The 26695-nt window shown below is 39.7% G+C and carries 21 protein-coding genes and 1 other RNA gene; 15 read left to right on the top strand and 7 right to left on the bottom strand.

Annotation, left to right across the window (positions count from 1 at the left end; genetic code table 11):
• Positions 1-71 precede the first annotated feature (71 nt).
• From ACN1CD_RS18265 to ACN1CD_RS18240, 6 genes are all read left to right on the top strand, one after another.
• On the top strand, positions 72-905 hold the full coding sequence (locus ACN1CD_RS18265) for a prephenate dehydratase (protein WP_419131859.1): 834 nt from the start codon (positions 72-74) through the stop codon (positions 903-905).
• Positions 906-1025: 120 nt separating this feature from the next.
• Positions 1026-2165 carry a chorismate mutase gene (locus ACN1CD_RS18260; RefSeq protein WP_419131858.1) on the top strand — a complete coding sequence of 380 codons (1140 nt, stop codon included), beginning with the start codon at positions 1026-1028 and terminating at the stop codon, positions 2163-2165.
• A 184-nt stretch (positions 2166-2349) separates the two neighbouring features.
• Entirely contained in the window at positions 2350-3618 is a 1269-nt protein-coding gene (aroA, locus tag ACN1CD_RS18255; RefSeq protein WP_419131857.1) for a 3-phosphoshikimate 1-carboxyvinyltransferase, read from the top strand.
• Positions 3619-3778: 160 nt separating this feature from the next.
• Complete coding sequence (gene aroC / locus ACN1CD_RS18250; RefSeq protein ID WP_419131856.1) at positions 3779-4879, top strand: chorismate synthase; 1101 nt, start codon at positions 3779-3781, stop codon at positions 4877-4879.
• A gap of 41 nt (positions 4880-4920) precedes the next feature.
• On the top strand, positions 4921-5529 hold the full coding sequence (locus ACN1CD_RS18245; RefSeq protein WP_419131855.1) for a DUF1684 domain-containing protein: 609 nt from the start codon (positions 4921-4923) through the stop codon (positions 5527-5529).
• Positions 5530-5629: 100 nt separating this feature from the next.
• Positions 5630-6385: a LytR/AlgR family response regulator transcription factor gene (locus ACN1CD_RS18240; protein WP_419131854.1), complete on the top strand. Its 756-nt coding sequence runs from the start codon at positions 5630-5632 to the stop codon at positions 6383-6385.
• A gap of 41 nt (positions 6386-6426) precedes the next feature.
• On the opposite strand, the gene ACN1CD_RS18235 is transcribed toward ACN1CD_RS18240, so the two are convergent.
• Together ACN1CD_RS18235 and ACN1CD_RS18230 are read right to left on the bottom strand one after the other, a co-directional pair.
• Complete coding sequence (locus tag ACN1CD_RS18235) at positions 6427-8742, bottom strand: tetratricopeptide repeat protein (protein WP_419131853.1); 2316 nt, start codon at positions 8740-8742, stop codon at positions 6427-6429.
• A gap of 227 nt (positions 8743-8969) precedes the next feature.
• Complete coding sequence (locus tag ACN1CD_RS18230) at positions 8970-11393, bottom strand: alpha-ketoacid dehydrogenase subunit alpha/beta (protein ID WP_419131852.1); 2424 nt, start codon at positions 11391-11393, stop codon at positions 8970-8972.
• A gap of 167 nt (positions 11394-11560) precedes the next feature.
• Here ACN1CD_RS18230 and ACN1CD_RS18225 point away from each other — a divergent pair, with 167 nt between their 5' ends.
• From ACN1CD_RS18225 to ssrA, 3 genes are all read left to right on the top strand, one after another.
• Positions 11561-11953 (top strand): DUF1573 domain-containing protein, encoded by a 393-nt coding sequence (locus ACN1CD_RS18225; RefSeq protein ID WP_154279952.1) that lies wholly within the window; start codon positions 11561-11563, stop codon positions 11951-11953.
• Positions 11954-12016: 63 nt separating this feature from the next.
• Positions 12017-13216 (top strand): pyridoxal phosphate-dependent aminotransferase, encoded by a 1200-nt coding sequence (locus ACN1CD_RS18220; RefSeq protein WP_419131851.1) that lies wholly within the window; start codon positions 12017-12019, stop codon positions 13214-13216.
• 232 nt (positions 13217-13448) lie between these two features.
• Positions 13449-13814: a transfer-messenger RNA gene (gene ssrA, locus ACN1CD_RS18215) on the top strand.
• Between the two features lie 280 nt (positions 13815-14094).
• On the opposite strand, the gene ACN1CD_RS18210 is transcribed toward ssrA, so the two are convergent.
• Positions 14095-15360 carry a hypothetical protein gene (locus tag ACN1CD_RS18210; protein WP_419131850.1) on the bottom strand — a complete coding sequence of 422 codons (1266 nt, stop codon included), beginning with the start codon at positions 15358-15360 and terminating at the stop codon, positions 14095-14097.
• Between the two features lie 193 nt (positions 15361-15553).
• Here ACN1CD_RS18210 and ACN1CD_RS18205 point away from each other — a divergent pair, with 193 nt between their 5' ends.
• A complete protein-coding gene (locus ACN1CD_RS18205) occupies positions 15554-16195 on the top strand; it encodes a hypothetical protein (protein WP_419131849.1) in 642 nt (213 codons plus the stop codon).
• Between the two features lie 392 nt (positions 16196-16587).
• Here the strand turns inward: ACN1CD_RS18205 and ACN1CD_RS18200 are convergent, their stop codons facing one another.
• Positions 16588-17559 carry a zinc-binding dehydrogenase gene (locus ACN1CD_RS18200; protein WP_419131848.1) on the bottom strand — a complete coding sequence of 324 codons (972 nt, stop codon included), beginning with the start codon at positions 17557-17559 and terminating at the stop codon, positions 16588-16590.
• 292 nt (positions 17560-17851) lie between these two features.
• On the opposite strand from ACN1CD_RS18200, the gene ACN1CD_RS18195 reads away from it, so the two are divergent.
• The gene (locus tag ACN1CD_RS18195; RefSeq protein ID WP_419131847.1) at positions 17852-18628 is read left to right on the top strand and encodes a type II CAAX prenyl endopeptidase Rce1 family protein; all 777 of its coding nucleotides are present in this window, start codon (positions 17852-17854) and stop codon (positions 18626-18628) included.
• A 109-nt stretch (positions 18629-18737) separates the two neighbouring features.
• On the top strand, positions 18738-19892 hold the full coding sequence (locus ACN1CD_RS18190) for a hypothetical protein (protein ID WP_419131846.1): 1155 nt from the start codon (positions 18738-18740) through the stop codon (positions 19890-19892).
• On the opposite strand, the gene ACN1CD_RS18185 is transcribed toward ACN1CD_RS18190, so the two are convergent.
• Positions 19889-20119: a hypothetical protein gene (locus ACN1CD_RS18185; protein WP_419131845.1), complete on the bottom strand. Its 231-nt coding sequence runs from the start codon at positions 20117-20119 to the stop codon at positions 19889-19891. The genes ACN1CD_RS18190 and ACN1CD_RS18185 overlap by 4 nt on opposite strands.
• Before the next feature lie 324 nt (positions 20120-20443).
• Between ACN1CD_RS18185 and ACN1CD_RS18180 the strand changes: the two genes are divergently transcribed.
• From ACN1CD_RS18180 to ACN1CD_RS18170, 3 genes are all read left to right on the top strand, one after another.
• Positions 20444-21028 (top strand): hypothetical protein, encoded by a 585-nt coding sequence (locus ACN1CD_RS18180; protein WP_419131844.1) that lies wholly within the window; start codon positions 20444-20446, stop codon positions 21026-21028.
• Positions 21029-21196: 168 nt separating this feature from the next.
• A complete protein-coding gene (locus ACN1CD_RS18175) occupies positions 21197-21640 on the top strand; it encodes a MauE/DoxX family redox-associated membrane protein (RefSeq protein WP_419131843.1) in 444 nt (147 codons plus the stop codon).
• 122 nt (positions 21641-21762) lie between these two features.
• Positions 21763-22065 (top strand): hypothetical protein, encoded by a 303-nt coding sequence (locus tag ACN1CD_RS18170; RefSeq protein WP_419131842.1) that lies wholly within the window; start codon positions 21763-21765, stop codon positions 22063-22065.
• 38 nt (positions 22066-22103) lie between these two features.
• Here ACN1CD_RS18170 and ACN1CD_RS18165 read toward each other — a convergent pair whose 3' ends face one another.
• A complete protein-coding gene (locus ACN1CD_RS18165; protein ID WP_419131841.1) occupies positions 22104-23447 on the bottom strand; it encodes a RagB/SusD family nutrient uptake outer membrane protein in 1344 nt (447 codons plus the stop codon).
• A 10-nt stretch (positions 23448-23457) separates the two neighbouring features.
• Entirely contained in the window at positions 23458-26694 is a 3237-nt protein-coding gene (locus ACN1CD_RS18160; protein ID WP_419131839.1) for a SusC/RagA family TonB-linked outer membrane protein, read from the bottom strand.
• Position 26695: the final 1 nt, after the last annotated feature.

The raw sequence follows: 26695 nt of genomic DNA, 5'->3' as shown, positions 1-26695 counted from the left end.
GATATATAACAATATTAAAATGTATAAAAAAGTCCCGGCAAGCAGCCGGGACTTTTTTGTTTTACACAAAAATGGAAACGATAAAACGAGTAGCAATTCAAGGTATTAAAGCATCTTTTCATGAAGAAGCAGCCTACAAATTCTTTGGTAAAAACATCGAAACTGTAGAATGTAATTCATTTAAAGAAACCTGCGATAAGCTGGAAAAAAACGATGCCGACTTCGTGGTAATGGCGATTGAAAATTCTATTGCCGGGAGTTTATTGCCAAATTATACACTGATCCGCGATTATGGATTTTCAGTTGTAGGCGAAGTTTACCTGCCTATCCAATTGCACTTAATGGCATTACCAGGTGTGAAATTTGACGATATTGAAATCGTAACCTCCCATCCTATTGCCATTCGCCAATGCATCGATTTCTTTTACGATTATCCACATATTAAAATTGTAGAAAGCAATGATACCGCTGCTTGTGCAAAACGGATTCAGGAAGAAAAATTAACCGACACCATGGCCATCGCAAACACTTTAGCTGCAGAACTTTACGGTTTAAACATCCTGGAACGAAGAGTAGAATCAAACAAGAAGAATTATACCCGGTTTCTCATCCTTAAAAAAGACAAAACGGATGAAGGCAAAAAAATAAACAAAGCATCCATCTGTTTTCAGGTTGGCCATAAAGCTGGTTCATTGGCAACAGTTTTAAACATTTTCGCAGAACAAGAGGTAAGCTTAACAAAAATACAATCTATGCCGGTGTTGGGAAAACGAAGCGAATATTACTTTTATGTCGATCTGGAATGGCCAAGCACAGAGAAGTATGATAAAGCCATCAGAAAAGCTTTAAAATATACGTCGAACTTTAATATCCTAGGCGAATATCAAAAGAACGATAAAGTGTAAATAAGTCGGAAGTCCTAAGTCAGGAATCCGATGACAAATAGTAAAAAACGTAAATAATTTTAATCAAAATATATCTTCGGACTTCAGACTATGGACTCCGGACTTTCAAAACCCCAAAACATGAAACTTAATTTAAACATCCAACCGCTAAACACCTGGTTAAACATTAACAACGAACCGTTAATTATCTCCGGACCATGCAGTGCAGAAACTGAAGAGCAATTATTAACTACAGCACATTTATTAGCAGCAACTGGTAAAGTATCAGTTTTGAGAGCTGGTATCTGGAAGCCACGTACCCGTCCGGGAGAATTTGAAGGTATTGGTAGCATCGGTTTAGAATGGTTAAAACGTGCAAAAGCAGAAACTGGTTTACCAACAGCTGTTGAAGTTGCCAATGCAAAACACGTTGAAGAGGCTTTAGCTGCCGGTGTTGATATCCTTTGGATTGGCGCACGCTCTACTGTAAACCCTTTCACTGTACAAGAAATTGCTGATGCGTTAAAAGGTCATGATGTACCCGTATTAATTAAAAACCCGGTTAATCCTGATTTACAATTATGGATTGGTGCAATTGAGCGTATCAATGGAGCAGGAATCACTAAAATTGGTGCCATTCACCGTGGTTTCTCTTCATTCGAGAAAAGTTCTTTCCGTAACGAACCAATGTGGGAACTGGCTATTCAATTAAAAACACTTTGTCCGGAATTGCCGATCATCAACGATCCAAGTCACATTTGTGGTAACCGTGAGTTAATTCCTTACATCTCTCAAAAAGCATTAGATTTAGATATGCAAGGTTTAATGATCGAATCTCACGTAGATCCATCAGTTGCCTGGACAGATGCTAAGCAACAAGTTACACCAGCAGCTTTATCAGAGTTAGTTGATCGTTTAACGGTTCGTGAGCCTGAAGCACCAAATGAAGCTTTCGCTGATCAATTAGCTGACTTGCGTAAATCAATCGATAAAATCGATGATATTCTATTGCAAAAATTAGGCGAGCGTATGGCTATCGTTGAAAAAATCGGAGAGTTTAAACGCGATAACCAGGTAACTATTCTACAGGTTAACCGTTGGGATTCAATCATTAAAAAAGGTCACGCTTTTGCAAAAGCATTAAAGTTAGACCTAAACTTTACAGAGAAATTCTTAGAATTGGTACATGGTGAGTCTATCCGCAAGCAAACTGAAATTATGAATGCTGGCAAAGCTGAAAAAGGAATTGCTGCAGAACAACATACCGAGATAAAAGCTTAAGGAATAAAGCTGGGAGACTAAAGCGAAAAGCAAGGTCTAAAGCACAAGGTCATTGCGAGGTTTGAAGCAATCTCATTAATTGTTTCAAACTTCACATTGATGATTTTTAAATTTGCAAGTAATAAGCTTTTGATAAAGTCCTCCCTTCAGGGAAGGATTTGGATGGGGCCAAATCACAAATAAAATGTCAAAAAACGCCTTAGTTTCTTTTAAAGGAACCAAGAACATAAACACGGAAATCCAGTTAACAGGTTCAAAAAGCGAATGCAACAGGGCCTTAATTATTAGTGCATTGAGCAATAAACTCGTGAAGGTTGACAACTTATCCAATGCAGCAGATACCGTTACACTTGATGGAATTTTAACCGCCCTGAGGGAAGACTCCGAACTCCTGACTCAAGACTCAAGACTCGTAGACGTTGGTCCTGCGGGAACGGCCATGCGCTTTCTCTCTGCTTATCTATCGGCGAAAAACGGGAATTTCCTTTTAACCGGAACGGAAAGAATGAAACAACGGCCGATTGGGATTTTAGCGGAAGCTTTGAAAACCATTGGTGCTGATATTTCTTACGCAGAATCTGAAGGATTTCCGCCGCTGAATATTACCGGCCCTTTTAATCAGAAAACGGCTGAGGTTAAAATCAAAGGTGATATTAGTAGTCAATATATTTCAGCTTTGCTGATGATTGCTCCTACACTACCTCAAGGACTAACATTAGAAATTGAAGGCGAATTAACCTCTAAACCATATGTTGATATGACTTTAGATATGTTGGCTGAAGTGGGCATTGAACATTTGTGGAGTGATAATTCAATTACGATTAAACCCCAGGCTTTTAAGCCAGGCACCTTAGTGGTAGAGCCGGATTGGAGCGCTGCATCATACTGGTACAGCATTGCTGCATTGGCAGATGAAGCCGAAATTAGTTTACCCGCATTGAAGGAAAAAAGTCTTCAAGGCGATAGCCAGATCCAAAAAATCATGAAGATTTTTGGCATTGCAACAAGCAATACGGAATCAGGTATTTCGATCAGTAACTTAGGTTTATCTCTAGATACCGATCAGGTTTTAGACTTAAAAACATGTCCTGATTTAGCACAAACGATCATCGTTATCGCGGCTGCACTTGGGAAAAATATGTCATTTACTGGTTTAGAAACTTTAAAGATTAAGGAAACCGACCGCATTGCTGCCTTGCAAAAGGAACTGGCTAAAATTGGTGTAACGTTAACAGAGGATAACTTAGTTTACACGCTGAATACAGACGAACTTCATTTTCCTGAAAAAATCACCATCGAAACTTACGAAGATCACCGCATGGCTATGGCTTTCGCGCCACTCGCCCTATTAATTAATGAAGTGGAGATTGAAGACATGCAGGTAGTGGAAAAATCTTATCCATTCTTTTGGGAAGATTTGAAAAAGGCGGGGTTTTTAGTAGATAGTAAATAGTATCAAGTAGCTAGTATTAAGTATCAAGATTGGGCGTTGAACCATGTAATCATTCAAAAATCAACCACTCAATCATTAAATAGTAGCGAGTATTAAGTATAAAGACCAAAACAATACGAACTTAAAAATCGTAAATCTAAAATCATCAATCTAAAATAAAATGGCAGGCAACTCATTCGGACAACTATTTCGCATCACCACCTTTGGCGAATCTCATGGCGTAGCCATTGGAGTAATTATTGATGGCTGTCCGGCGCAATTAGATATCGACATGGATTTTATTCAGTCAGAACTGGATAAGCGTAAACCAGGACAGTCGAAAATTACTACCCAAAGAAAAGAAAGCGACACTGTCCAAATCTTGTCGGGTATTTTCGAAGGAAAAAGTACTGGAACACCAATTGCATTATTGATTCCGAATGAAGATCAACGTTCAAAAGATTACGGTCATAATGTTGATGTGTATCGCCCAAGCCATGCTGATTATGTTTATGATGCCAAATATGGGATTCGCGACCATCGTGGTGGCGGTCGTTCATCTGCCCGCGAAACTGCTGCCCGTGTAGCAGCCGGTGCCATTGCCAAATTATTTTTGAAACAACAAGGGATCGAAATTTTCGCTCATGTTACTTCAGTAGGAACCATCGAAGCACCTAATCTGGAAAGTAATGATTTATCAGCTTTGCTGAATATCAGAGAAGAGAACATCGTTCGTTGTGCTGATCCGGCAACTGCACATGAAATGATCGAATTTATAGATGGAATAAGAAAAGATGGCGACACGGTTGGTGGTAAAATTGGATGTATAATTAAAGGTTGCCCGGCTGGTTTGGGCGAACCTGTTTTTGATAAATTACATGCCGATTTAGGCAAAGCAATGTTAAGCATTAATGCGGTTCATGGTTTTGAATATGGTTCTGGCTTTGCCGGAAGTGAACTAAAAGGATCACAGCACAATGATAGCCCCATCCCAAATCCTTCTCCTGATGGGAAGGGTTTTGTAACAGTCACCAATAATGCCGGTGGTATTTTAGGAGGCATTTCTAATGGAATGGATATTACTTTTAAAGTGGCGTTCAAACCAGTTGCTACAATTATGCATAATCAGCAAACCATAAATGCAGCGGGCGAGGCATCTGAAATTAAAGGTAAAGGTCGCCATGATCCTTGTGTGGTGCCAAGAGCAGTGGTGATTGTAGAGGCAATGGCTGCCTTAGTTTTAGCCGATCAGTTTTTAAGAAATAAAGTGAGTGTGATATAAAAATCGTCATTGTTTTTATCCAATTAGATGTAACTATAGCTATGAAAATCCTCCCGATCTTATTCCTCTTCATCAGCCTGAACGCATTTGCACAGTCTTATACGGAGCAAATAGCCAAACATCGCGAAAGCTATAAGCAAGACTTTGTAAAAGATGATTATGCGCCGTTAAAGGAAAGCGATTTACAGCATTTGCATTTTTATGATGGAGACAGTGCCTACAAGGTTATAGCAGATGTAGAAATATTTAAAAATGAGAAAGTTTTTAAAATGCCAACTTATGATGGTACCAGTAAAGAGTTTTATCGCTTTGCAAAAATCAGTTTCATTTTGAATGGAGTAACAGTGAAAATGACGCTCTATAAAAGCATTGCGCTGGCGAGTAATCCTGCTTATAAAGACTTACTCTTCCTCCCATTCACTGATGAAACCAACAATAAAGAAACTTACGGAGGTGGCAGATATATCGATTTAAGCTTGAAGGAAATTAAAGATCAGAAGATAGAAATAGATTTCAACAAAGCATACAATCCTTATTGTGCTTACAGCGATGGTTATCGCTGTCCGGTTCCACCAGAAGAAAACGACTTGCAACTCGAAGTAAAAGCTGGAGAAAAACTATACACAGGAGAAAAAAAACACAGAAAGTAATCGCCAGGCAAATTTTTGGTGATATATTTACATTTTGGGTTTGCTCAAAAAAACACACCTTAAATCTGTGTTACAATAAAATTATTTAAATCTAACCCAAATGCCATATAAATGCCTGGTCATTGATGATAATGAGATCGAAAGAGATGCTTTAGAAATGCACCTTCTAAAAATTTCCAAATTGGAAATAGTGGCGGTTTGCAAAGACGGAATTGAAGCCGCCGATGTGCTATCAAAAACCCAAATTGATATTGTCTTTTCTGATATTGATATGCCTGAACTCTCAGGCATTGCATTACTAAAAAGTTTTAAAAATCATCCACTATTCGTATTTATCACGGCACATAGCGAATATGCTGCAGAAAGCTATGAGGTAGATGCGATTGATTTTGTGCTTAAACCTGCAACTTTCCCAAGAATTTTAAAGGCTGCTAACAAGGCTATAGAATACCTCGAACTCAAGAAAAAAGTAAGTAGTGCGGCTGAAGCTGTTCACGAGGCGCCCGCCAACCACGGCGATCATTTTTTTTTCAAAGAAACCAAAGGAATTTCGAAACTTAAATACAATGACGTAATCTATATAGAAAGTTTAGGCGATTTCTCCAAAATATTTACGGCGAACGACATGCACATTATTTTGGTGAGTTTGAAAAATCTGGAAAAACAGCTCCCCAAAAATTCGTTTGCCCGGGTGCATAAGCAATACATGATTAACATCAACCATATTGCAACGCTCACCACTCATGAAGTACATATGAATTATAATTTTATTGTGCCCATCAGTGCATCTAACCGTCAGGAGTTATTGGAAAGTGCCATTGATAAGAAAATCCTATCCAGGTTTATCAAACATTAATCATTCTGCCGAAGCTAGGTTTAGCTAATTTTTGAAAAGCCTTATTTTGGTAAAGTAATGGTAAATACTGTTCCGGTAGGGTTATTTTTATCTGCCCTGATTTTTCCGTCCATCAGGCTAACAAAAGTTCTGCAAAGCATAAGCCCAAGTCCAGTTCCTTTTTCTCTATCGGTACCTGGCGTACTGATGCCTGTGCCGTGGTAATCCAACTTATTAAAATGCTCCAATTGCACATCACTTAAACCAATCCCATTATCAGCGATGGTGATCAGCAGTTCATTTTTCATGCTTTTATCAAAAAGGGTAATTACCCCATTGCGAGGCGTAAATTTGGTTGCATTGCTAATTAAATTACGGATAACAAGTGAAAGCATGTTGGCATCGGCCTTACAAACTGTATTTTCAGCAATGTTATTTTCAATAGTGATGCCTTTCGCTTCAGCATGATGATAGACTGAATTTATCACCTCATTTACCAGTAGATGTACTTTTAACGTCTCAAGATGAGGATTGAAGCCTTGCATCTGACTAGCCGCCCAGTTCAAAAGATTTTCCATCATCGAGGAAGTGTAAGTTAAATTATTCTTCAACGTTGCTGCATACCTTGTTAACTTTCCCTGATCGATATTTCCACCTTCAAGCAATTGAATAAAAGAAATTAAAGCGTTAACTGGTGTTCTCATATCATGACTAACCACGCTAAAAATTTTATCCTTTACTTTGTTTAGTTGTTCTAGTTCTCCTTTCTGACGATTAATCACCCGATTTAACCGGGTTGTTTTTCGTTGATTAAAATAAATAACACTGGCAATTAAAAAAACTAATGCAATGCCAATACTGAGGTAAACTTTAATTCGCCAGTCGATTCTGATTTGTTGCTCTTGTTTAGAGATTTGCTTATCGCGAAGGGAGGCTTCGTACTTAGCCTGAAGTTTAGCCCTTTCAAATTTACTGGATTGCGTCTGTTGCTGTATCTCCGCCCCTAGCTGCTTTTTCAGAAAGGTAAGCCGCTGCAGACTCTTTTCTTTATCACTTAAGGCCAGTTCCTGCTTTTTCAAATAAAGCTGTTGCTGCTGTTGCTTCGCCAAAAGAACTTGTTTTTGAAGCTCTACATCAGTTATTTTTTGTTTGTAGAGGTAGTCTTTCTCTTTTAAGCCAAAATCAAGTTGCATCTGCTGGCGGGTAATCTCCTTTTCTTTTTCTTTGTTAAAGATTTGCTCCTTTAAAAGCACATACTGCTTATAAAAGCTAAGCGATTTATCATAATCTTTAAGTGCCTCATACGATTCGCTTAATCCATAAGCAGCATCTTTTTTAGCGTCCAGGAGGTTAGCTTGCTCTGCAATTTTATAATTATCGTTAAAAAGGGAGATAGCATTTTCATGATTGCCATGCTTCTGATAAAATTTTCCCAATGCATAAAGACAACCTACATAGCTTAATTTATCATCGAGATCTTTACTGATCTGGATGGCTTTTTGATAGGCTGCCAAAGCCAAATCACTCTGCCCCATCTCACTATAAACATCTCCCAAACATTTTCTTACAGAGGAGGTGATACTCTCATCGTTTAAAAATTCAGCAACTTTTAAAGACTTCTGAAAATGTTGCATGGCCTCATTTAACCTATCACCAGTTGCGATATTCATCTTTCTTAATTCCAGGGGATTGGCTTCAAAATATGCTGATCCAATCAGTTCTTCTACCACTGCAACACCCCGCGACTTTGGGTTCTCTCCAGCGAATACTTTAAGCGCCAATTGCAAATAAATCAACGACTGACTTTGGTTATCCAGATCCTGGTAGATGCTTGAAAGGTTGGTGTAGCAGCTCGCCATGCTGGAGGCATCTCCTAACTGCTCGTAAATTGCTATTGCTTTTTGATTGACTTCCAGGCATTTGGCATAATCTGGAATGGAAGAATATAAGGCACCTAAGTTCAGGTATGTTCCGGCAATCATTTTCAAATTTTTTACAATATTGAAATCGGCAATGGCCAGGTAATAATTTTCTTCTGCCTTGAGAAATTCGGTTTTGCCATGGAAATAAGTAGCATGCCGATAATAAACATAAGCAGAAAAGTTTCTTAGCTTTAGTTTTTCTGCCAGCGTAATAACTTGATTGGAATACTCTTCAAATTTATCAAGGTTTTTAAGCTTCAGGTATTCTCTGTAAACTTTTTCGAGTATAACAACTTTTGCAGAATCATTTTGTAAATGTGCCTGGTTGACAAGCAACAAGCTATCCAGCTTCTTGAATTTGATGTTATTTTGCGCATAGCCATTGCTGTGAGCAAGTAGAAATAACAAGGATATTAGGAAGAAAGGCTTGCTGGTTAATGCAATTATACAACGCATTAAAAAAGGCAGCTTATTCTCCAAAACTCAAAATTTATAGAAAATAACAAAGTTTAAAACAGGCGAAATAATTGCCTGAATGCCTTTAAAAGCAACTAACTGAAACATAAAAAAGGGATAATAGTGGATAACTTCCACTAAGATATTAATTTTACAATCAAATTGGCGAATAATTTCACACGCATTGATTCTAAATTTACAGGGACTTACATCTGTATTAAAATATGCTAGAAAATAGCAGGAAACTGAGTAGGATTAGTTTCATGCATCATTCCATAAATGGTTTCAATAATATCGTCTACAGATGGTTTGCTAAAATAGTCGCCATCAGAACCAAAAGGCGGACGATGCGGCTTAGCAGTAAGGGTTTTCGGTTTTCCATCTAAAGTAAAATAACCGTTTTGATCTTCTAAAACTTTCTGAAGGATATAGGCCGAAGCTCCTCCCGGAACATCTTCATCCACTACCAACAGCTTATTGGTTTTGGCAAGCGAGCTTGCACAAACTTTATCAATATCAAAAGGTAGTAAAGTTTGAGGATCTACAATTTCTACCGATATGCCAAAATTTGCCAGTTCTTCTGCAGCTTCCTGCACTAATCTTAATGTTGATCCGTAAGAAACAACGGTAATGTCTGAACCTTCTTCCAGCACTTCTGCTTTGCCTAAAGGAACGGTAAATTCACCCACATTATTAGGAAGTTTTTCTTTCAAACGATAACCGTTCAAACATTCGATTACTACGGCTGGTTCATCGGCCCTAAACAATGTATTGTACATTCCGGCAGCCTGTGTCATATTTCGGGGTACGCATAAATGCATTCCACGCAATGAGCCCAACAACATACTGATGGGCGAACCTGAATGCCAAACGCCCTCTAAACGATGTCCCCGCGTTCTCACAATAACTGGCGCTTTTTGAATGCCCTTCGTTCTGTAAGAAAGGGACGCTAAATCATCGCTCAAAACATTAAGCGCAAAGATCAGATAATCAAGATATTGTATTTCAGCAATTGGCTTTAATCCCCTCATGGCCAAACCAATTCCCTGCCCCATAATCGTCATCTCTCTGATGCCGGTATCAGTTACCCGAAGTTCACCAAATCTGGCCTGTAAGCCGGCAAACCCTTGGTTTACATCGCCAATATTCCCTAAATCTTCACCAAAAGCAACCAGACGTGGATCACGGGCAAAGTTTTCATTAAAACAAGCATTCAGCACCTCTCTCCCATCAACCATTTTAGAAAGATCATCATATTCGGCATCAACTACTGTAATTTTATCCGGACTTTCTTTTCCGTTGGTGTGGAGTTTAGAATTATATCGATCGAAACTCAATTCTTCCTGATCTTTATACCAGCTAAGCAAATCGGTTCGTTCTGTGGTATTAAATTTTGCCGAAAGGCGAATAGCTTTCCGGGCAGCACTAAAAACCTCCCTGCGTTGCGCATCTGCAGTAGCCGAAAGTTGTGCCGCTATCTTAGCCAGTTCCGGTTGATGTTTGGCTAAGGCACTAATTAAATCGATAACTTTTTTTTGCTCTGGCTTAATGCTGTCTAGGAATTCGTTCCAAGCCTCCTTCTGCGCATTGCGCACAAATACTTTCGCTTTCTTCTCCGTATCTGTAATTTCTTCTTCGGTAGCGATAGCAGAATCCAGCATCCACTCCCTCATTTTAAGCAAACAATCATATTCACTTTCCCAGGTTAAGCGATCTTTAGATTTATACCTTTCATGGGAACCAGAGGTAGAATGACCCTGTGGCTGTGTGAGTTCTGTTACATGGATAAAAACAGGAACATGCTCCTCTCTGCAAATGTGGATGGCTTTTTCATAAACTTCGCAAAGGGCAGGATAATCCCAGCCTTTCACTTTATAAATTTCATATCCGGGTTGATCTTTATCCCGTTGAAAACCTTTCAACACCTCAGAAATGTCTTCTTTTGTGGTTTGATATTTTGCTGGTACAGAAATGCCATAAGCATCATCCCAGATGGAAATCGCCATTGGAATTTGTAGTACACCCGCAGCGTTTATGGCCTCAAAAAAAACGCCTTCAGATGTGGAAGCATTGCCAATGGTTCCGAAAGCAACTTCATTTCCATTAACTGAGAAATGCTTTAAATAATCGAGTTCTTTATTATTCCTGAATAGTTTAGAAGCATAAGCTAGGCCAACTAAACGAGCCATTTGTCCACCTGTTGGAGAAATATCTGATGAACAGTTTTTCATCTGCGTTAAATCGTTCCAACTTCCGTCTTCATTTATTGATTTTGTTGCAAAATGACAGTTCATTTGTCTGCCGCCCGAAAAAGGATCTGCACCACTTGTGGGATTGGCATACAATTGTGCGAAGAATTCTTTAATTGTTGAGATGCCCGTAGCGAAAGCAAAAGTTTGATCGCGGTAGTAGCCAGATCGCCAATCGCCTTTTTTAAATGCCTTGGCCATGGCTACCTGAGGAACCTCTTTGCCATCGCCAAAAATGCCAAATTTAGCCTTTCCTGTTAACACTTCCCTACGGCCTAAAATGCTAGCTTGTCTGCTCTCGTAGGCTATTTTGTAATCATCCATTACGATTGTTTTGAAATCGTTGAATGTTAATTCAGAATTGTCAATAGAATTGGTTATAAATTTTTCATTCTGCATCATAATCAAATATTGGTTGTGGCAAATATATGCAAAATTAAAAGTTTGACTTTATCTTCAATTGTAAAATTATATATGGACAAATAAAATATAATTGGAATAGTTTTTGTTTTAAGATGAAATTGTTAAATTTGTTTTAAGAATTTCAGAAAAATAATTTGTTACATAACATGAAAAAGATCTTAGTATTATTCGCCTTCGTTTTAGGTTTCGGCCTGGTTGCCAATGCACAATCTAAACCTGCAGATTTTAAATTTGAGTCAGAAACTCATGATTTCGGTAAAATTCCGATGGGTAAGCCAGTAACGTTTGATTTTAAATATACAAATGTTGGTGAAGAACCTTTAATTATTACAAAAGCTGAAGCAAGTTGTGGTTGTACTGTTCCAAAATATACTTCTACACCACTTAAAAAAGGTGAAACTGGTGTTATTTCAGTAACTTTTAACGCTGCTGCTGGTCCATCTGCATTTTCTAAAGCAGTAACGTTAACCTCAAATGCAAAAACTCCGGTTAAAGTTCTTTATATCAAAGGAGAAACTGTTGCTGCAACATCAAAATAAATCTTAATAAATAATATTTTTTGAAAGTCCCGATAATCATCGGGACTTTTTTATTTTTGTACCATGCCAAAGATTTCACAAAAGGGCGTGCAGATGCCTGCATCACCAATTAGAAAGTTAACTCCATATGCTGATCAAGCGAAAAAAGATGGTAAAAAAGTTTATCATTTAAATATCGGTCAGCCAGACATTGAAACTCCTGAAGGGATGTTAAATGCCATTAAAAATATCGACTTCAATGTTTGGGCCTATACTCCGTCAGAAGGAACATTAGCCTACCGCCTTAAACTTGCAGAATATTACAATAAACTAGGTTATAACATTACGCCTGAAGATATTTTGGTAACTGTTGGTGGCTCGGAAGCCATTACCATCGCCATGCAAACCTGTGTAAATGAGGGTGATGAAATCATTATTCCTGAACCTTTTTATGCCAACTATAACGGTTTCGCCTGCATGAGTAATGTAGCGGTAAAGCCCATTTTATCGGTTATCGAAAATGGTTTTGCTCTTCCTCCCATTGCTGAATTTGAAAAACTAATCACTGATAAAACGAAAGCTATTATTATCTGTAATCCAAATAATCCAACAGGCTACTTGTATTCCAGGGAAGAGCTTGAAGCGTTAAAAACACTTTGCAAAAAATATGATTTGTTTTTATTCTCAGATGAGGCTTACCGCGAATTCTGTTACGATGGTCGCGAATTTATTTCGCCGATGCACTTAGATGGCCTGGAAGAAAATGTGGTGATTATGGATACCGTTTCTAAACGTTATAGTGCCTGTGGTGCCAGATTAGGCTGCTTAATTACTAAAAACAAGGAAGTAATTGCTTCAGGATTGAAATTTGCACAGGCGAGATTAAGTCCTGGAATGGTAGAACAAATTGCTGGCGCTGCTGCTGTTGATACACCAGACAGCTATTTTGAGAAGGTAAATATCGAATATACCTTACGCCGGGATACTTTAGTTGGACGTTTAAATAATATTGAAGGTGTTTTTTGTCCTAACCCGGGTGGTGCTTTTTACGTAGTAGCAAAATTCCCAATTGATGATGCAGATCGTTTCTGTCAGTGGATTTTAGAGGACTTTGCTCATGAAAACCAAACGGTGATGATGGCTCCTGCTACCGGATTTTATTCTACCAAAGGTTCTGGGAAACAAGAAGTTCGCATGGCTTACGTACTAAATACTGTTGATTTAAATGCCGCAATGGATTGTTTAGAAATCGCCTTAAAAGAATATCCGGGGAGAACGGTTTAATGGCAGTTTTCAGTTAACGGTTTTCAGTTTGCAATTGACAGTGTTCAGTTAACTATTGTGAATTTTAAATGGGCAGTTTTTAGCAGGTAGTTTTTGACTAGACGGTTAAATATTTGTTTAAAGCTGTTATTTGGCATTTTTTTTGTACTTTTGTTGTTCAGTTTTTACTCGATACTCGATACTCGATACTCGATACTCGATACTCGATACTCGATACTCAAAAACTAAAACCGGGGCCGTTCTTGGATTTGACAGGGTGGCGAAGGTTATGTTAGCATGCAGTGCGTTGTTCGGAGAGCACTTAAAGTGAACGATCACATTTTAGTTGGCGAAAACACTTACGCCTTAGCTGCCTAGTTTAGAACTAAACAGCTTTTGTCCCTCTAACTGTTGCATTGTTGGGTTAGAAACCGGGGCATCGAAACAACGAAGCTGGCTTCAAGTAGATACGACTTGAAGTGAGATAAAGTATCTAAGGTTATAAACAAGGTCGGTTTTCAGCCCGTTTATAGCTCGAAAATTAATTGAAAAATAAGCATGTAGAAGGTATAATTTATCTCACAACTGGACAAGGGTTCGACTCCCTTCGGCTCCACCTCATTGGACAAGTCAGATAATTCTGCACTTGTCCAATTTTTTTGCCCCCTAACGAACTGTTAATCAAGAAAATGTTTCCAATGATTTCATTGATCCGAATAGTTCGATGTTTGGAACCGTCAAACGTCAGATTTTGGGGGCACATCCTTCGTTTTACTTCGAGAAGATCGCTTTTATCTTTCAACTGGCAAAGGGGATCTTTTTGAATAGGCCAACAGGGGTCTTTTGGTGCGTTTTATCCAAACGGTATCTGCTGTTTATGATATCGGTTTTAGCAGACGCTAGAAGTTGATTACTTTATTGCCTTTGATTAATCTTGTGTCTTGAACTGATCCAGAGCCATTAAAACTATATCGTACACCTATTATTCCAACAGGATGACTAGAATATTTTAAAGAATAAGCTAGTCTGTCGTTGATGAAAATCTTTGTTATTCCGCTATTAGATACCAGCCTCAGCTTTACCCAAGTTTCCATATCGCAGCCAAATTTAGAAAGGTCTGAAGTCTTGCTGTCTATGACCTTGCCCCATGCGTATAAAGAAAGGTCGCCGACACAGCCTTTAGAGCAGAGCGGGACGTTGATTATATCATCTTTTCCTACAAGGCTAACTTCAACCCGTTGACAAGGGTCGCCGCGATAGTCAGGATTTCCTTTGATACTGGTTTCAAATGTATAATTGTCGCTATTAATGCCTTTTATGTCTTGAATGTTGAAAATACGAACTAAAGGTAGCGAAGGTTGTATCTTCAAATTGTATTTTGTCAATAGGTAATCATCGACACTAGTCTCTCGGCCCTTCGATATTTCCTTTTGTTTGAAATAGATTGGTGTGCCACTGTCGCTTTCCGCCAAAGCCATCCATCCTGCTGATGCTATTAAAATCTCATGTTCCTTCACAACGTCGTCACCAACTATCAGCTTAGCAGTATAGTGACCCGGTTCATAGTAGATAGAAGAGAAAACGTGGTCATTCCTGGAAACGGCAACTTTCCTTGTCTCATCCCATGACTGCGCAATAAACGCTGAATCAGTACCAGACTTAGGTAGGCTATAATTAAATACGACCGAATTAGGTAGGCCCGCAGAAAGGATTTTGTTGCTACTAAATTTATAGCTGCTACGGTCGATATCGTTATGCGGCTTAGAATAGAAAAAGATAGCTGAGGCTATAATTGCTAGCAACAGTGTCCCAACGAGCCAATAGCTGTAATTTGAAGGGTTCCTTTGGTTTGTTTGTTCAGCCGATATGGGTTTAGGAGGTGCATGCTGAACCGTGTCGTGTTTAAAAGCATTCCAATCGTTACTGCCAGTAAATCTTGCCAGTGTGTTCAATGTGGTAGTAGCTGGTAAACTGGTGTACTTTACCCTTCCCCAAATTCGTTTAAGCGTAGTAACGCTCAATAAAACACCAGTGCTGTCTTCAATTTCATTGCTGAGCTGTTCGAAATCATAACCGGTCCATTTGCTACTGGGGCCACGATTTAATCGTATTTCAATTCTTTCAAGGCATAGGCTCAGGTAGTGTCCTTCGGCGTTACTATCCATGATATTTGGATCTATCTATGTACTTGTACAAAATTGAACGCATTTGTCTCGTATTTGTCACCATTGTTTATATTCCGTTTTTCATATTTGTCCGCACCATATAATCAATTGAAACATGTTTATCCTTGTGTTTTGATTAAGCCTTTATGGTAAGAATAGTTATTAAAAACTGTATGCTCACAAATTTATGAAAATGAAAACACAAATTCTTAAAATCGCAGGTGCCTCTTTGATCTGCTTTCTTTTAGTACTTCCACGATCTTTACAAGCGCAGATGTCAAATGCAAAACTTAGAGTAGTAAACAGAGTAGTCAGTCTGGACAAAAAATCGAAGGTAGTCCGTTTAAACGAAGTTGATAGTGTCGGTATTGCTTGGATTCTGGATGAGCAATTCACAGAAGGGGAAATTGAGTTTGATGTAAAAGGTATTGATAAGTACCAGGGCAGTTTTTTGGGTCTTGCGTTCCATGGTGCTGACGATAGAACTTATGAGGCTGTTTATTTCAGGCCCTTCAATTTCAGGACAGCCGATACGTTGAGAAAATCACACGCTGTGCAGTACATGTCAAATCCGAAATATGACTGGCCAGTTCTGCGCGAGCGCTTTCCAGGAATCTATGAAAAGGCGATGCCGTCCGATATTGATCCAAATGGCTGGTTCCACGTTAAACTGGTAATATTAGCGGAATCAGTAAGCGTATATATTAATAGGAGTGAAATTCCGGTTCTTGAAACCAAACTACTAGGTCAAACGCAGGGAAAAATGATCGGGTATTGGGTAGGGAACGGTTCCGGTGGTGAATGGAAAAATCTTAATATTAAGAAACGGGAATAATGCATTGGTTTTCTTTTCTTTCCGCATATAACTATACGATGCTAGTTTACCGTATCATGGTTACTTACTATTATAATGAGTAATCATTATACCACCATTTATTCTCGACTGTGTGAAGAGGAAACTAAAATTGTAAAATTTCAACTAATAATTATAGGCCCAAATCAGCGATTAAACGCAAATCAGACAGGAAATAGTTCGAGATTTGTACAGTAGCCACCACAAATTTTTAAAAAAATCCGCGAAATTTCAATAATCTCGCGGATTTTCTTTTTTCACAATACAATTCTCAACCGTAGGGGTATTTTAGCTTCATCCTAGAGGTAATAAATTTAAATTTTACAGTTTTCGAAATTTATTAGCCCTAAAAACTAACCTTCGGAGATTCCGGCCTATATCTGATCCATAACGACAACCAAACGCTGTCCATCTAATACTTCTTTATCCCACTGCTCAATAATATCATGGAATCCTACAGGAATCACATCAATTTTGATTGCGCCTTTTGCAGCCATGTCAAATGCATCCGGAAGAATTTGGGTGATGAGTTTTTGAACCTGTTCTCTGGTCCATGCGCCTATACCGGAGCCACTGATAGTCAGGTTTACACTGCGAAGAATAGCTGCAGAAAGTGTCAACTCGTCGCCAGACATACTCCCTACTGAAACATACCTGGTTCGGGGACTAAATGTTCCATTACCACTTAAACACTTTAAAATCAGCTGTGCAGAAGAGCCCCAGAGATAATCAATGACTACATTAAATGGGGTGACAGCATGAATCGATTTTAATTCATTAAGAATATTTTCTGATGTATCAAGTAAGGAAATCGTTTGATCTGCGCCAAGCAATAATAATGATTTCAATGATTCTTCATTTCTTCCCGTTACCACCACTTTGGATGCTCCATAAAATTTAGCAAGTTGAACGGCTACCCTTCCGGTAAAACCTGTCGCACCATTGATCAGCACTACATCGCCGGGCTGCATTTCTGCACGATAAAGAATCCCCATAGCAGCTCCAATCACAGCATTTGGAAGTGCGGCAGCAGTTGCATTATCTAGTTCAGCTGGAATTCGGACCATTCTTCTCTTATCAATTACTGCTTTTTCTGCCATTGTACCAGAATTACCAATTGCATAAGCCCGGCTTCCGTCAGGCAATATACAGACACAGTCAGAGCCTACAACATGATCACTTGACATGTTAGAATAGTGTGTACCAGAGGTTTTAGCTTTATCATAATTGGTTACGGCAACCGCCACAACATCTACCAATAATTCATTTTCTTCATTTGGAATTGGTTGTGGGATATCAAGATAATCCGGTTTACTCTTCGTTTTATTTGCGACTATTGCATTCATATTATTTATAATTATAAAAGCAAAATTCACTTATATAACTTTTTCCCACGATAACAATTGTTAATAAATCAAACGCTCAGCTTAAGCAAATCATGATTCATCTAAATATAGCCAATTATCATTTTCCCCTATGATAATTTGGTTTATCGCGACCAAAACCTGTCCTTGATTATTGAAGATTTTTTTTAGATGCAACCATTTGCCTTTTATTTCCATCTAGTCTTTAAATATCCGGGATGCATTTCCATTCAACTCATTTTAATACCAAAACACTATTTATTCACGAAAAATTATGATTAAATCAACCAACACAACCAGGCAAATATGGGTATCCTTAACGGTAATTTTGACGCTGATTAGTGCACTTGAAATCAGAGACATTTTTAAATTGATTGGCATAAAAATCCCCGGGATACCGATACCATATGGCGGTGGAATTCTTGATAATTTAATGGCCGTAGCAGTTGTGATCACCGTAACCATTCTTTTGGTTCCGAAAAACTCCGGTAGCCTGATTAATGCATTAGGACTCAAAACAGGTAGCCTTAAAGGGCCGGCACTAACACTTATCGCGACCATACCCTGCTGGGTAATCTTTGCAATCAGAGGTCATTTCGTAACAGATGTTGATCTCACTAATTTAATTCTGCTATCCTTCTTATTTCCCCTTGCCGAAGAAATTGTTTTCCGGGGCTTTGGCTTTATTTTTACACGGAAAAAGCTACGGTGGTCATTCCTCCCGGCAGCGCTATTGCAATCCGTTATTTTTGGCTGGATACACTGGATGGGTGCTGGAGGTGGTAGCGGAATCGCACTGCAAATATTTCTAATCACTTTTTTTGGTGCAATATTATTTGCTATTCTGGATGCTATTGATGGTTACACGATATGGAGTGGATTCGTATTTCATGCTTCACTAAACGCAACCTGGAGTTTTTTTTCGGTATCAGATACAGCCGCAACTGATTGGATCGGTAATACCGTCAGATTGGTGAGTGCAGTCTTGGCAATATTGCTATTCTGGTTATTTGTCAATAAACGCACCGTGCCGAAGGAAATGGAGGTCTGAGAAAACTGGCAGAAAATGGCTTTTACCCCGTTAGCTCTACGTTTCACCAAGGTTATACCAAAATTAAACATAAAAGGAATAAGTTAAGGCCAAACTTTCGAGACTGAAAATGACCTATGAACTTTTAAACTTTAGCCGGATCATCCATACAGAAATTAACGAAGCATCATCCGGAAACCATAATCCAGATCAGCTGGATTCAGAATTGAAGGTGGAGTCTACGAAAATACGAGACACCATAAATCAGCGTATCGCTTCAATGGAACCTGAAAGGTGCAAATCAATATTATTACAACACCAACAGGCAATAACACTATTACTAAACGAATTAGAAAATGCAATTGAAAAGGAAAATCAATTATCTACGCCTAACGATGTAAAAAACAAAAATCTAATTAGCTGCAGGAAAGCCGCAGAAGATTTAATGGCTTTGCTGAAGTCTGATTTCCCCATATATTTTGACTACAGTATGCTGTTAAATCAGCGTGCAACTGAAAAATTAAAGTCAAAATTAAAAGAGCAGATTACTGGATTCTCAGATTTGCTAAAAATAGAAGCAGTCGATTACCAGACCATAAAAATTTTCCTGCTGCTTTTTGAGCAGCTTCTGCATCCCAAAAAAAACTTTTCTTATGAACAGTCTGCTTATCTTGAAGATTTTTTCGACCAGCTTAACGAATGGTGTAGCGCGACTGATAAACAACTGGAAACACTAGAAATTATCCAGACCATCGTTTCGCTAAATTTTAATCATCCAGCATTTTACCACCTCTGTTGTAATTATTTTACTAAAGCACTCGAAAAGTGTGAAAATATTAGTGAACAATACAGAATACTTAATTTCTTGAAGAAGATATTTAAACAAGTATTTAAGCTTTCACCATCCCCTTACGACAGAAAATTGCCCGTAATTGAAGAATCTATCCAAAGATTTCTGGATGCCGAGCTCGACTACCTAAGTTCTCTTGAAGCCACGGCCGAAGATCTAAGCTCCAGCGGATTACTAGAGAGAAATTTCAAAGTAACCTTTACTATCCGCCAGCTGGCCATATTCATACACCTGCAGGTTGAGGCTAATATTATCCTGACTCAAAGTCCAAAGGCAATTCATCAATATGTAACTAAGCACTACAGTACCCTGGAATCAGAAAAGATATCTGAAAAAAGCTTTAAGAATGCCTATTACGGAAATAAAGGAAATGACGTGGAAAAAGTGATCGACAAAATCGTGACCATGCTCGTCATCGCACAGGAAAAATACTAACCTAAAAGATAAATCAGTTCCTTCCTTTGCAGAAAATCAATGAACTCGAAATACCAACGTTCTGAATAGTCATTATTGATGTGCAACGCTTTCTGATCGGCAATCAGGATATCATTCAGCGTAAAAAAACCCATCAGTTTGCTTCTTAGTTTAAAAGACTCGGTTAGAGGGAGCTCCGCAATCGGAAGGTTTAAAAGAAAAATATTCGATTCGGTAGAATGATCCATATAAAAGCGCGGGTTGACCTGATATCTGCTTTAGAGGCACCGCGAAGAGCCTAAGACACAAGATAAACAGGCACCCACGCTTTTAGCATAGGCAACCATCTATTTTTTCCTGTGTCTTTTGAAAATTTCGCGGTTTTCTAAAACAGTAAAATAGCTATCGCTACAATATCATATATGTAATTGATTTATTTCATGAGCCAAATATAACAGATTCTATGCTTTTATCATTTCCAAACAGAAAAATAAAAGGCTTGCTAAGGGTTGCGCTTTCAACAACTATACAAAGGGCAAAACCGCATTTTTTTACCCTATAAAAAACCAATTATGGAAAAAGATCAATACCTACGCAAATTATCCGCCTATCAAAGCCTTTCGCCCGGATTAAAGGGCTATCTTAAAATTACCCTACAAGAAAACCTGTTTAATGGGTCAGAAAAAATCTGCACATCAGAGACCATCCTGGGTGCGTATTGTTATCTGGAAAAAGGAAGCGCAAGAATTTTCCTTTATGAAGAAGACAGTGAACAAGAGGTGACTATACTTTTTTTACCTTCCCGTCAAATGATTCCGGATCTTCAACTGGTTGCAAATCACTTTAAAGGAAAGCTATTTTTAGAATTCCTGGAAGAATCCATAATGCTCTGCATCCCCGAAAAGCATATTTCCAATGTCCATAAACTTTTTCGCGAAGCCATCACCCTTAGCATGGCAATTAGCGCTGAAGCCTGGGCTAAAATTATTTCCACGCTTACAGACCTAAAACTCGAAAGTGCAGATCAACGCCTGGACAAATTGCTGCAAGCCTTTCCAAATATTTTTAACGTAACGGCCGTGAAAAATGTAGCTAGCTATCTCGGTATACATCCCTCCACCCTCAGTGCAATGAGAACAAAAAGACATACAAAATAATGAAATGAAAAAACAGCAATAAGGTTAGAATATGTCTCGCTGCATAAAATAATAACCCATCTACATGTATTCACTCCAGGAAAATAAAGGCCTTTTTCCCATCTATATGTGATGATGTAAAATTCAAAAAGCGCCAATTTCGAATAACAAAATTAAAAAGCCAAACTAATGAGTGCTATCAGATCTCCATATTATGCATCACAGGTTATTTCCGCAGCGTTTATCCTATTATGGATTTATACTGCCGGAAGCAAACTCATTAACTTTGGAACCTACAGGCTGGAGATGCAACACCAGGTATTCAGTTCGGAAATATCAGCCATGCTGATCTACATTGTACCCACTTTTGAACTGTTGGCCGTAATACTTTTATTGTTTCAAAAAACGAACAAAATAGGTTTGATGCTGTCGCTGCTGCTTATTGCTGCCTTTACAGGATATATCTGCCTGATTACTATTGGATATTTCCCCAAAGTTCCCTGTAGCTGTGGCGGAGTAATCAGATCTCTGGGCTGGAAAGGACATTTCATCTTCAACCTGGCTTTCTTAATCTTAGCAATTTTTGCACTATACATCGAAACAAAGCGGGAGGCAAGCGACAAAGAGTACTAATCACAAAAGGGATTGGCCAACCCAGCTCAACATGAACCAACAAGTCCGAAGGCCAAAGGCAAGGACAAATGGGCTAACTGCTTAAGCCCTATCTGATAAGCAGAAAATTAAACTAAAACATCATGTTAAAAAAATTAAATTTAGGTCTTGCAGCCCTTGTATTAGGATTCGGCCTTATCATCACTCAAAGCGCTTTCACCACATCAACCACTGGAACATTATACCATTATAGGGAAAGTAATGCTCCAATTAAAGACGAAAGCTCATGGGAACCTGTTTCAGGAGCAACATCTTTCAGTTGTAGTGAAGAAAATGTGCTTCCCTGCACCATCGAAGTGACAGGATCACTTTCAGCTTATTTATTAAGTAATAATACTGCTGAAAAAGTAATGGCATCACCCGAAATCAGATCGACCAGGGATTAAAAGAAATAGGTGCAGTTAAAAAGCTGCACCTATTTTAATTATGGGTTTTGCGGCATTCCCGAAGCCTCAATTACCAGTTCCGGAATAGGCAGTACAAATCCCGATGAATTAGGCGCAAGGGAATAACTTTTCCCATTTACCGTTCGTGTCAAACTAATCCCCACACCTTCCTTGTTTAGCCTTTTTACGTCTGCCCATCTCAAACCTCTCATCAGCAGTTCCTTCCTCCTTTCATTTAGCACCATAGTGGTAATCGCCACCTGATCAAAACTTTGCCTGTCAACAAACGTATTTTTCTTATAACGGTTACGCAGGAGTTTGTTTAGATCCGCCAAAGCTTCTGGCAGCCTGTTCAGCCTGGCCAGGCATTCAGCCCTGATCAATAACACCTCATCCACAGCCACACCAGCAAAAAAAGTGGTAAACCCTTCATAACTTCCCTTAAAACCGTAGGTTCCATTTTTATTATCATTAAAAAATACATTTCTGCGCAGGTCATTGGTTTCATATAGTGCAAAAAGCTGTGGATCGGTCTTCGCCCTTACGTTTGACAGTGGCACCCCGGTAAAGAAACTTTCATGGAGCACCTCTACATTAAACCGTTGGATAGGCAGCGTAGCGGCAGCATTGAGCGTATTAAAATCCATCAGCTCATTTTTCAGTCGCAAGCATGAATCGGCATAAAGAAAAGCTTCATTATACCTGCGCATGGTTAACAGTGCCCTGGCCAACATTCCATAGGCGGCTGCCTTCGATGGTCTCATCATATGAACGGCTACAGGTGGCAGGCACCGTACCGAAACCCGGAGATCAGAAAGCACCTGCGAATAACACTCTTCTACTGTCGATCTGAAAGATGGCACATTGAAATCCGAACCCGTTCTGAGCGGAACCCCGAGATCTGACCCAGCCGAAGCTACGTCGTAAGCAGGAGCCCATACAAAAAGTGTTTTAAGGATATTCTTTGCCCGATAAAAATAGGCCTGGCCGTTTACATTGTCCCATTGGGAAGCATTTGAAGTGGTTCGTGGTATTTTCCCCAGGTTTTCAATAACACTGTTGGCTCTGTAAACTGCCTTGTAATTATTAGACCATTCGTTAAGTTCGGGCAAAAAGATATTGGCCCGTTGCCAGGTGTACATGTTGCGTTCATTCTCCAACCTGGAAGAAAAATCGGTATCCGTAAGATAGAAATCCGTTGAACTTATCTCTGCCGAATTTCCATCTACCTGGTTTAGCACCTGGTAATGATCTAGCAACGACTGCTGATCTGCCAGCGTTTCGGCAATGGCAATCGAACGGTTAGATTTCTCATCCAAAAATTTCTTGCAGGAAGCCAAAGCGAAAAGCAAGGGTAAAATAATGTAATATCGTTTTTTCATGATGATATGCTTATAAATTAGTTTTGAAACCGATTGCAATGTTTTTTGGGTCAGGGATAGCCGAAAAATCAGGATCTATATGCTCCTTATTTTCCCGCCAGATAATTCCCAGATTGGAAGCTACCAGAAAGACCCTCGCCTGAGACAGGAATTTTTTCCTGGCCTTCCCACCTGGAATATCAAAGCCGATGTTAATGTATTGGAGACGTACATGATCTCCTTTGAGCACATTTATCTCCGATCCATAATAAAACTCATCCCTGCTTGATGAAACAGGATAAACCATGCTTGGAACATGAGTAAAAAGCTCATCCCCCGGATTCTGCCATCTTGAAGCAAACTCCCCGTTGCCATTCCGCGCGACGAAAAGTGAAGTATAACTTAAGGATGTCTTCCTGAAATAATAGCCTAGTTTATAACTTAACCTGAAACTGGCACTAAACCGGCCGTAGGAAAAACTATTTCCCAATGCACCAGAAAAAACCGGAAGTGCAGACCCGTGGTAGACCATATCTTCCACGCGTAAAGTATTGCCAATTAAAAAAGCATAATTTTTGCTCACCACACCTGCCTGTATCCCCTGCGGATCACCGTTTTGCGGATCAAGGCCGGCCCACTTATAAGAAAACATGCTGTACAATGGGTAGCCAATCAAACCCGCAATGGAAACATTGCCTCCTACCAGCCCGCGCCCACTAAAAGCGCCAGAATAGTTTTTCACTACCTTATCCTTATAATAATTGAAGAAAAAGTCTGTGGACCATATAAACCTCCCGGTTGTATTTACCGTGTTGATTTCCAGGTCAAGACCGTCTCCTTGTATGGAACCTGTATTTTTCACCACCGTATAGCCAATTCCCGCAGTCAGGTCTATCGGACTAAGGGCTAAGAGGTCGACCGATTTTTTCCTGAATACCTCAATACTCCCCTTTACCCTGTTGCCTTTGAAACCAAAATCAAGCCCAGCATTAAACATATAAATCCGCTCCCATTTCAATTCTGGGTTATTATAATTGTTAAAAATTGCATAAGGAGACTGTGTATAAGGAGAATTCGGACTTGCAAAAATGATCGAAGTGGCAGCAGATCCCTTGGGATCAGTATTCCCGCTCGCCCCAAATGTCATCCTAAGCTTCAACAGTGGAAGTAAGGAAGAACTATAAACCTTTTCCCGGCTAATATTCCAGGCAAGGCCTGAAGAAAACAGCGGATTCCATTTGTCATTGGTGGCCAGGCCGAACAAATTTGAAGCATCCCTCCTTCCGCTTAGCGAAAGTGTATAACGTTCATCATAAGTATATGCCGCATTGGCAAACAACGAAACAAAGCGCGACACAGAACCTGAAAAGCTATCTACATTAGGTATAAATGCAGTACCCCCTGTTATGAAAGTACTATAAGGGTTTACATAATCAACCACTCCGGAAGTCAAAGTCGATTCGCTCACCCCATAAACCCGCTTGTTCTCCTCGTCTACCGTAGTACTTCTGATTTCTGCTCCCGCCAGGGCAACAATTGAATGGCGGCCCGAGGTTTTATTGATATCCAGTTGTCCGCGTAAATTGTGAGCAGTGAGCAGCGAAATTCCGCGATCTTTGATTGACCCCAGCGGGATATTCCTTTTAAGCGTTCCATTCGCATCAATAGAAGAATAGAGGTTAACCAGATTCCTCACCGTGTAACTTTCTTCAAGATAGTCTGTAGTGTTTTCACTATCCTGTTGCTCAAACTGGTAGCTCGAAGTAAACTTTAACCAATTGGCCAATTGATATCCCGCTCTAAAAGAAGCCAGGACAGCGTTTAAAGCAGTCCCGCCAGTAATACTCTTATAATCTTCCAGCGGAACATAACTCCAGTCTAAAAGATTTCCGCCACCTGCAGTTGCGAGATAAGAAGACCTGTAACTCCTCATCACTGCAAGTGGATTTCCTTCCTCATCAGCCAAACGGGTGTAAAGTGGTAGATTTCCGGTTGAAGTATTCAGTGTTGACACATCTTCTCTGCCCCTCCCGGTAAACGAATGAGTCAGCATCAGGCTCCCGCCTAGCATTAACTTATCCATTAGCTTCAGGTTCTGCTCTGCCTTAAGGCTATACCGGTTAAAAGGTACGCCCAAAGCACTCGTATTGCGGTCGGTTCCAAAAGAAACCAGCCAGTTCCTCTTTTCCCCGCCACCATTTAGCCCCATAGAATACTGTTGAGCGGTGGCTTTTGAAAATACATATTGATTAAGATCCGATCGCAGGTCATACCCCCTCAGCAAATCCATCCGTCTTGCTGCCTCCTGTGCAGAAAGCCGACCGTCTCTTGCGGCAATCCGCAGTTCCACCGCCTCAGAAAGCGCAAACTTGTCTGCACCCGTTTCAATATTATTATAGTATCCCTTATCAAAAAGAAAATTTTCCACAGTTATCAAATCGCTGACGCCAATCTTGTTCTGGTAATACAGGTCGGGCTGATCAGTTACCTTAAAACTTCCGGAAAAGGAAACCTTCAGCGGCGCATTAAACTTCGCCTTTTTAGACGTGATCACTATAACCCCATTTCCTGCCCTGGCTCCCCAGATCGAAGCAGCGGCCGCATCTTTTAGCACGGTTATGCTCTCAATATCATTCGGATTGATGTTATCGATGTCTCCCTCGTAGGGGAAATTGTCCAATATAATCAGGGGTGCGCTTATTCCCCGCAGCGTACTGATTCCCCTGATGATAATCCCATAGCCTCCGCCACCATTACTCTTTCTATCAATGCTATAACCGCTCACCATTCCTTCCAACCGGCCAATGATATCGGTACCTACCTGCTCCGCCAGCATCTTATTGGAAACTTGTGCGAAAGAACCCGTAGCCCGCTCTTTTGGCAAGCGTTGATAACCCGTACTTACCTCTACGGTCTGCAATTGCTGATCACCCATAGCCAGCGTAACCTTAAATACCCCCTTAAAAGGCACCGAAACCACCGTATCCAGTACCACGATATTCAATCCAGAAAATCTGAGCCTATGCCTCCCCAATTTTAAGAAAAGTGAAAACTCACCCGCATCAGAAGAAATCGCTGCCTCGCCTTTGTCCGAGTGGACAGCAATACCTGCAAGCGGCTTCCCATCTGCACCAATCACCAATCCGCTTAACCGCTCTTGGGCAGCTGCAGATAAACACAAGCCCGAAAACAGGAACACCAAAACCAAGACCGAAAATAAAAGGCCCAAGACCTTACCTTTTCTATAAAAGCTACCTATCTGTCCCATC

It is taken from the genome of Pedobacter sp. N23S346 (assembly GCF_048515415.1).
In the GTDB taxonomy this organism is placed as follows: domain Bacteria; phylum Bacteroidota; class Bacteroidia; order Sphingobacteriales; family Sphingobacteriaceae; genus Pedobacter.
This window is presented reverse-complemented; position numbering and strand designations above follow the sequence as displayed.

Excerpts from the sequence above, each read along its gene's own strand:
- ACN1CD_RS18175 (WP_419131843.1), top strand. The coding sequence starts at position 21,197 with ATGAGTGCTATCAGATCTCCATATTATGCATCACAGGTTATTTCCGCA.
- ACN1CD_RS18160 (WP_419131839.1), bottom strand. The coding sequence starts at position 26,694 with ATGGGACAGATAGGTAGCTTTTATAGAAAAGGTAAGGTCTTGGGCCTT.
- ACN1CD_RS18235 (WP_419131853.1), bottom strand. The coding sequence starts at position 8,742 with ATGCGTTGTATAATTGCATTAACCAGCAAGCCTTTCTTCCTAATATCC.
- ACN1CD_RS18220 (WP_419131851.1), top strand. The coding sequence starts at position 12,017 with ATGCCAAAGATTTCACAAAAGGGCGTGCAGATGCCTGCATCACCAATT.
- ACN1CD_RS18200 (WP_419131848.1), bottom strand. The coding sequence starts at position 17,559 with ATGAATGCAATAGTCGCAAATAAAACGAAGAGTAAACCGGATTATCTT.
- ACN1CD_RS18185 (WP_419131845.1), bottom strand. The coding sequence starts at position 20,119 with ATGGATCATTCTACCGAATCGAATATTTTTCTTTTAAACCTTCCGATT.
- ACN1CD_RS18170 (WP_419131842.1), top strand. The coding sequence starts at position 21,763 with ATGTTAAAAAAATTAAATTTAGGTCTTGCAGCCCTTGTATTAGGATTC.
- ACN1CD_RS18165 (WP_419131841.1), bottom strand. The coding sequence starts at position 23,447 with ATGAAAAAACGATATTACATTATTTTACCCTTGCTTTTCGCTTTGGCT.
- ACN1CD_RS18190 (WP_419131846.1), top strand. The coding sequence starts at position 18,738 with ATGACCTATGAACTTTTAAACTTTAGCCGGATCATCCATACAGAAATT.
- ACN1CD_RS18210 (WP_419131850.1), bottom strand. The coding sequence starts at position 15,360 with ATGGATAGTAACGCCGAAGGACACTACCTGAGCCTATGCCTTGAAAGA.
- aroA (WP_419131857.1), top strand. The coding sequence starts at position 2,350 with ATGTCAAAAAACGCCTTAGTTTCTTTTAAAGGAACCAAGAACATAAAC.
- ACN1CD_RS18205 (WP_419131849.1), top strand. The coding sequence starts at position 15,554 with ATGAAAACACAAATTCTTAAAATCGCAGGTGCCTCTTTGATCTGCTTT.
- ACN1CD_RS18245 (WP_419131855.1), top strand. The coding sequence starts at position 4,921 with ATGAAAATCCTCCCGATCTTATTCCTCTTCATCAGCCTGAACGCATTT.
- ACN1CD_RS18240 (WP_419131854.1), top strand. The coding sequence starts at position 5,630 with ATGCCATATAAATGCCTGGTCATTGATGATAATGAGATCGAAAGAGAT.
- ACN1CD_RS18230 (WP_419131852.1), bottom strand. The coding sequence starts at position 11,393 with ATGATGCAGAATGAAAAATTTATAACCAATTCTATTGACAATTCTGAA.
- aroC (WP_419131856.1), top strand. The coding sequence starts at position 3,779 with ATGGCAGGCAACTCATTCGGACAACTATTTCGCATCACCACCTTTGGC.
- ACN1CD_RS18180 (WP_419131844.1), top strand. The coding sequence starts at position 20,444 with ATGGAAAAAGATCAATACCTACGCAAATTATCCGCCTATCAAAGCCTT.
- ACN1CD_RS18260 (WP_419131858.1), top strand. The coding sequence starts at position 1,026 with ATGAAACTTAATTTAAACATCCAACCGCTAAACACCTGGTTAAACATT.
- ACN1CD_RS18225 (WP_154279952.1), top strand. The coding sequence starts at position 11,561 with ATGAAAAAGATCTTAGTATTATTCGCCTTCGTTTTAGGTTTCGGCCTG.
- ACN1CD_RS18195 (WP_419131847.1), top strand. The coding sequence starts at position 17,852 with ATGATTAAATCAACCAACACAACCAGGCAAATATGGGTATCCTTAACG.
- ACN1CD_RS18265 (WP_419131859.1), top strand. The coding sequence starts at position 72 with ATGGAAACGATAAAACGAGTAGCAATTCAAGGTATTAAAGCATCTTTT.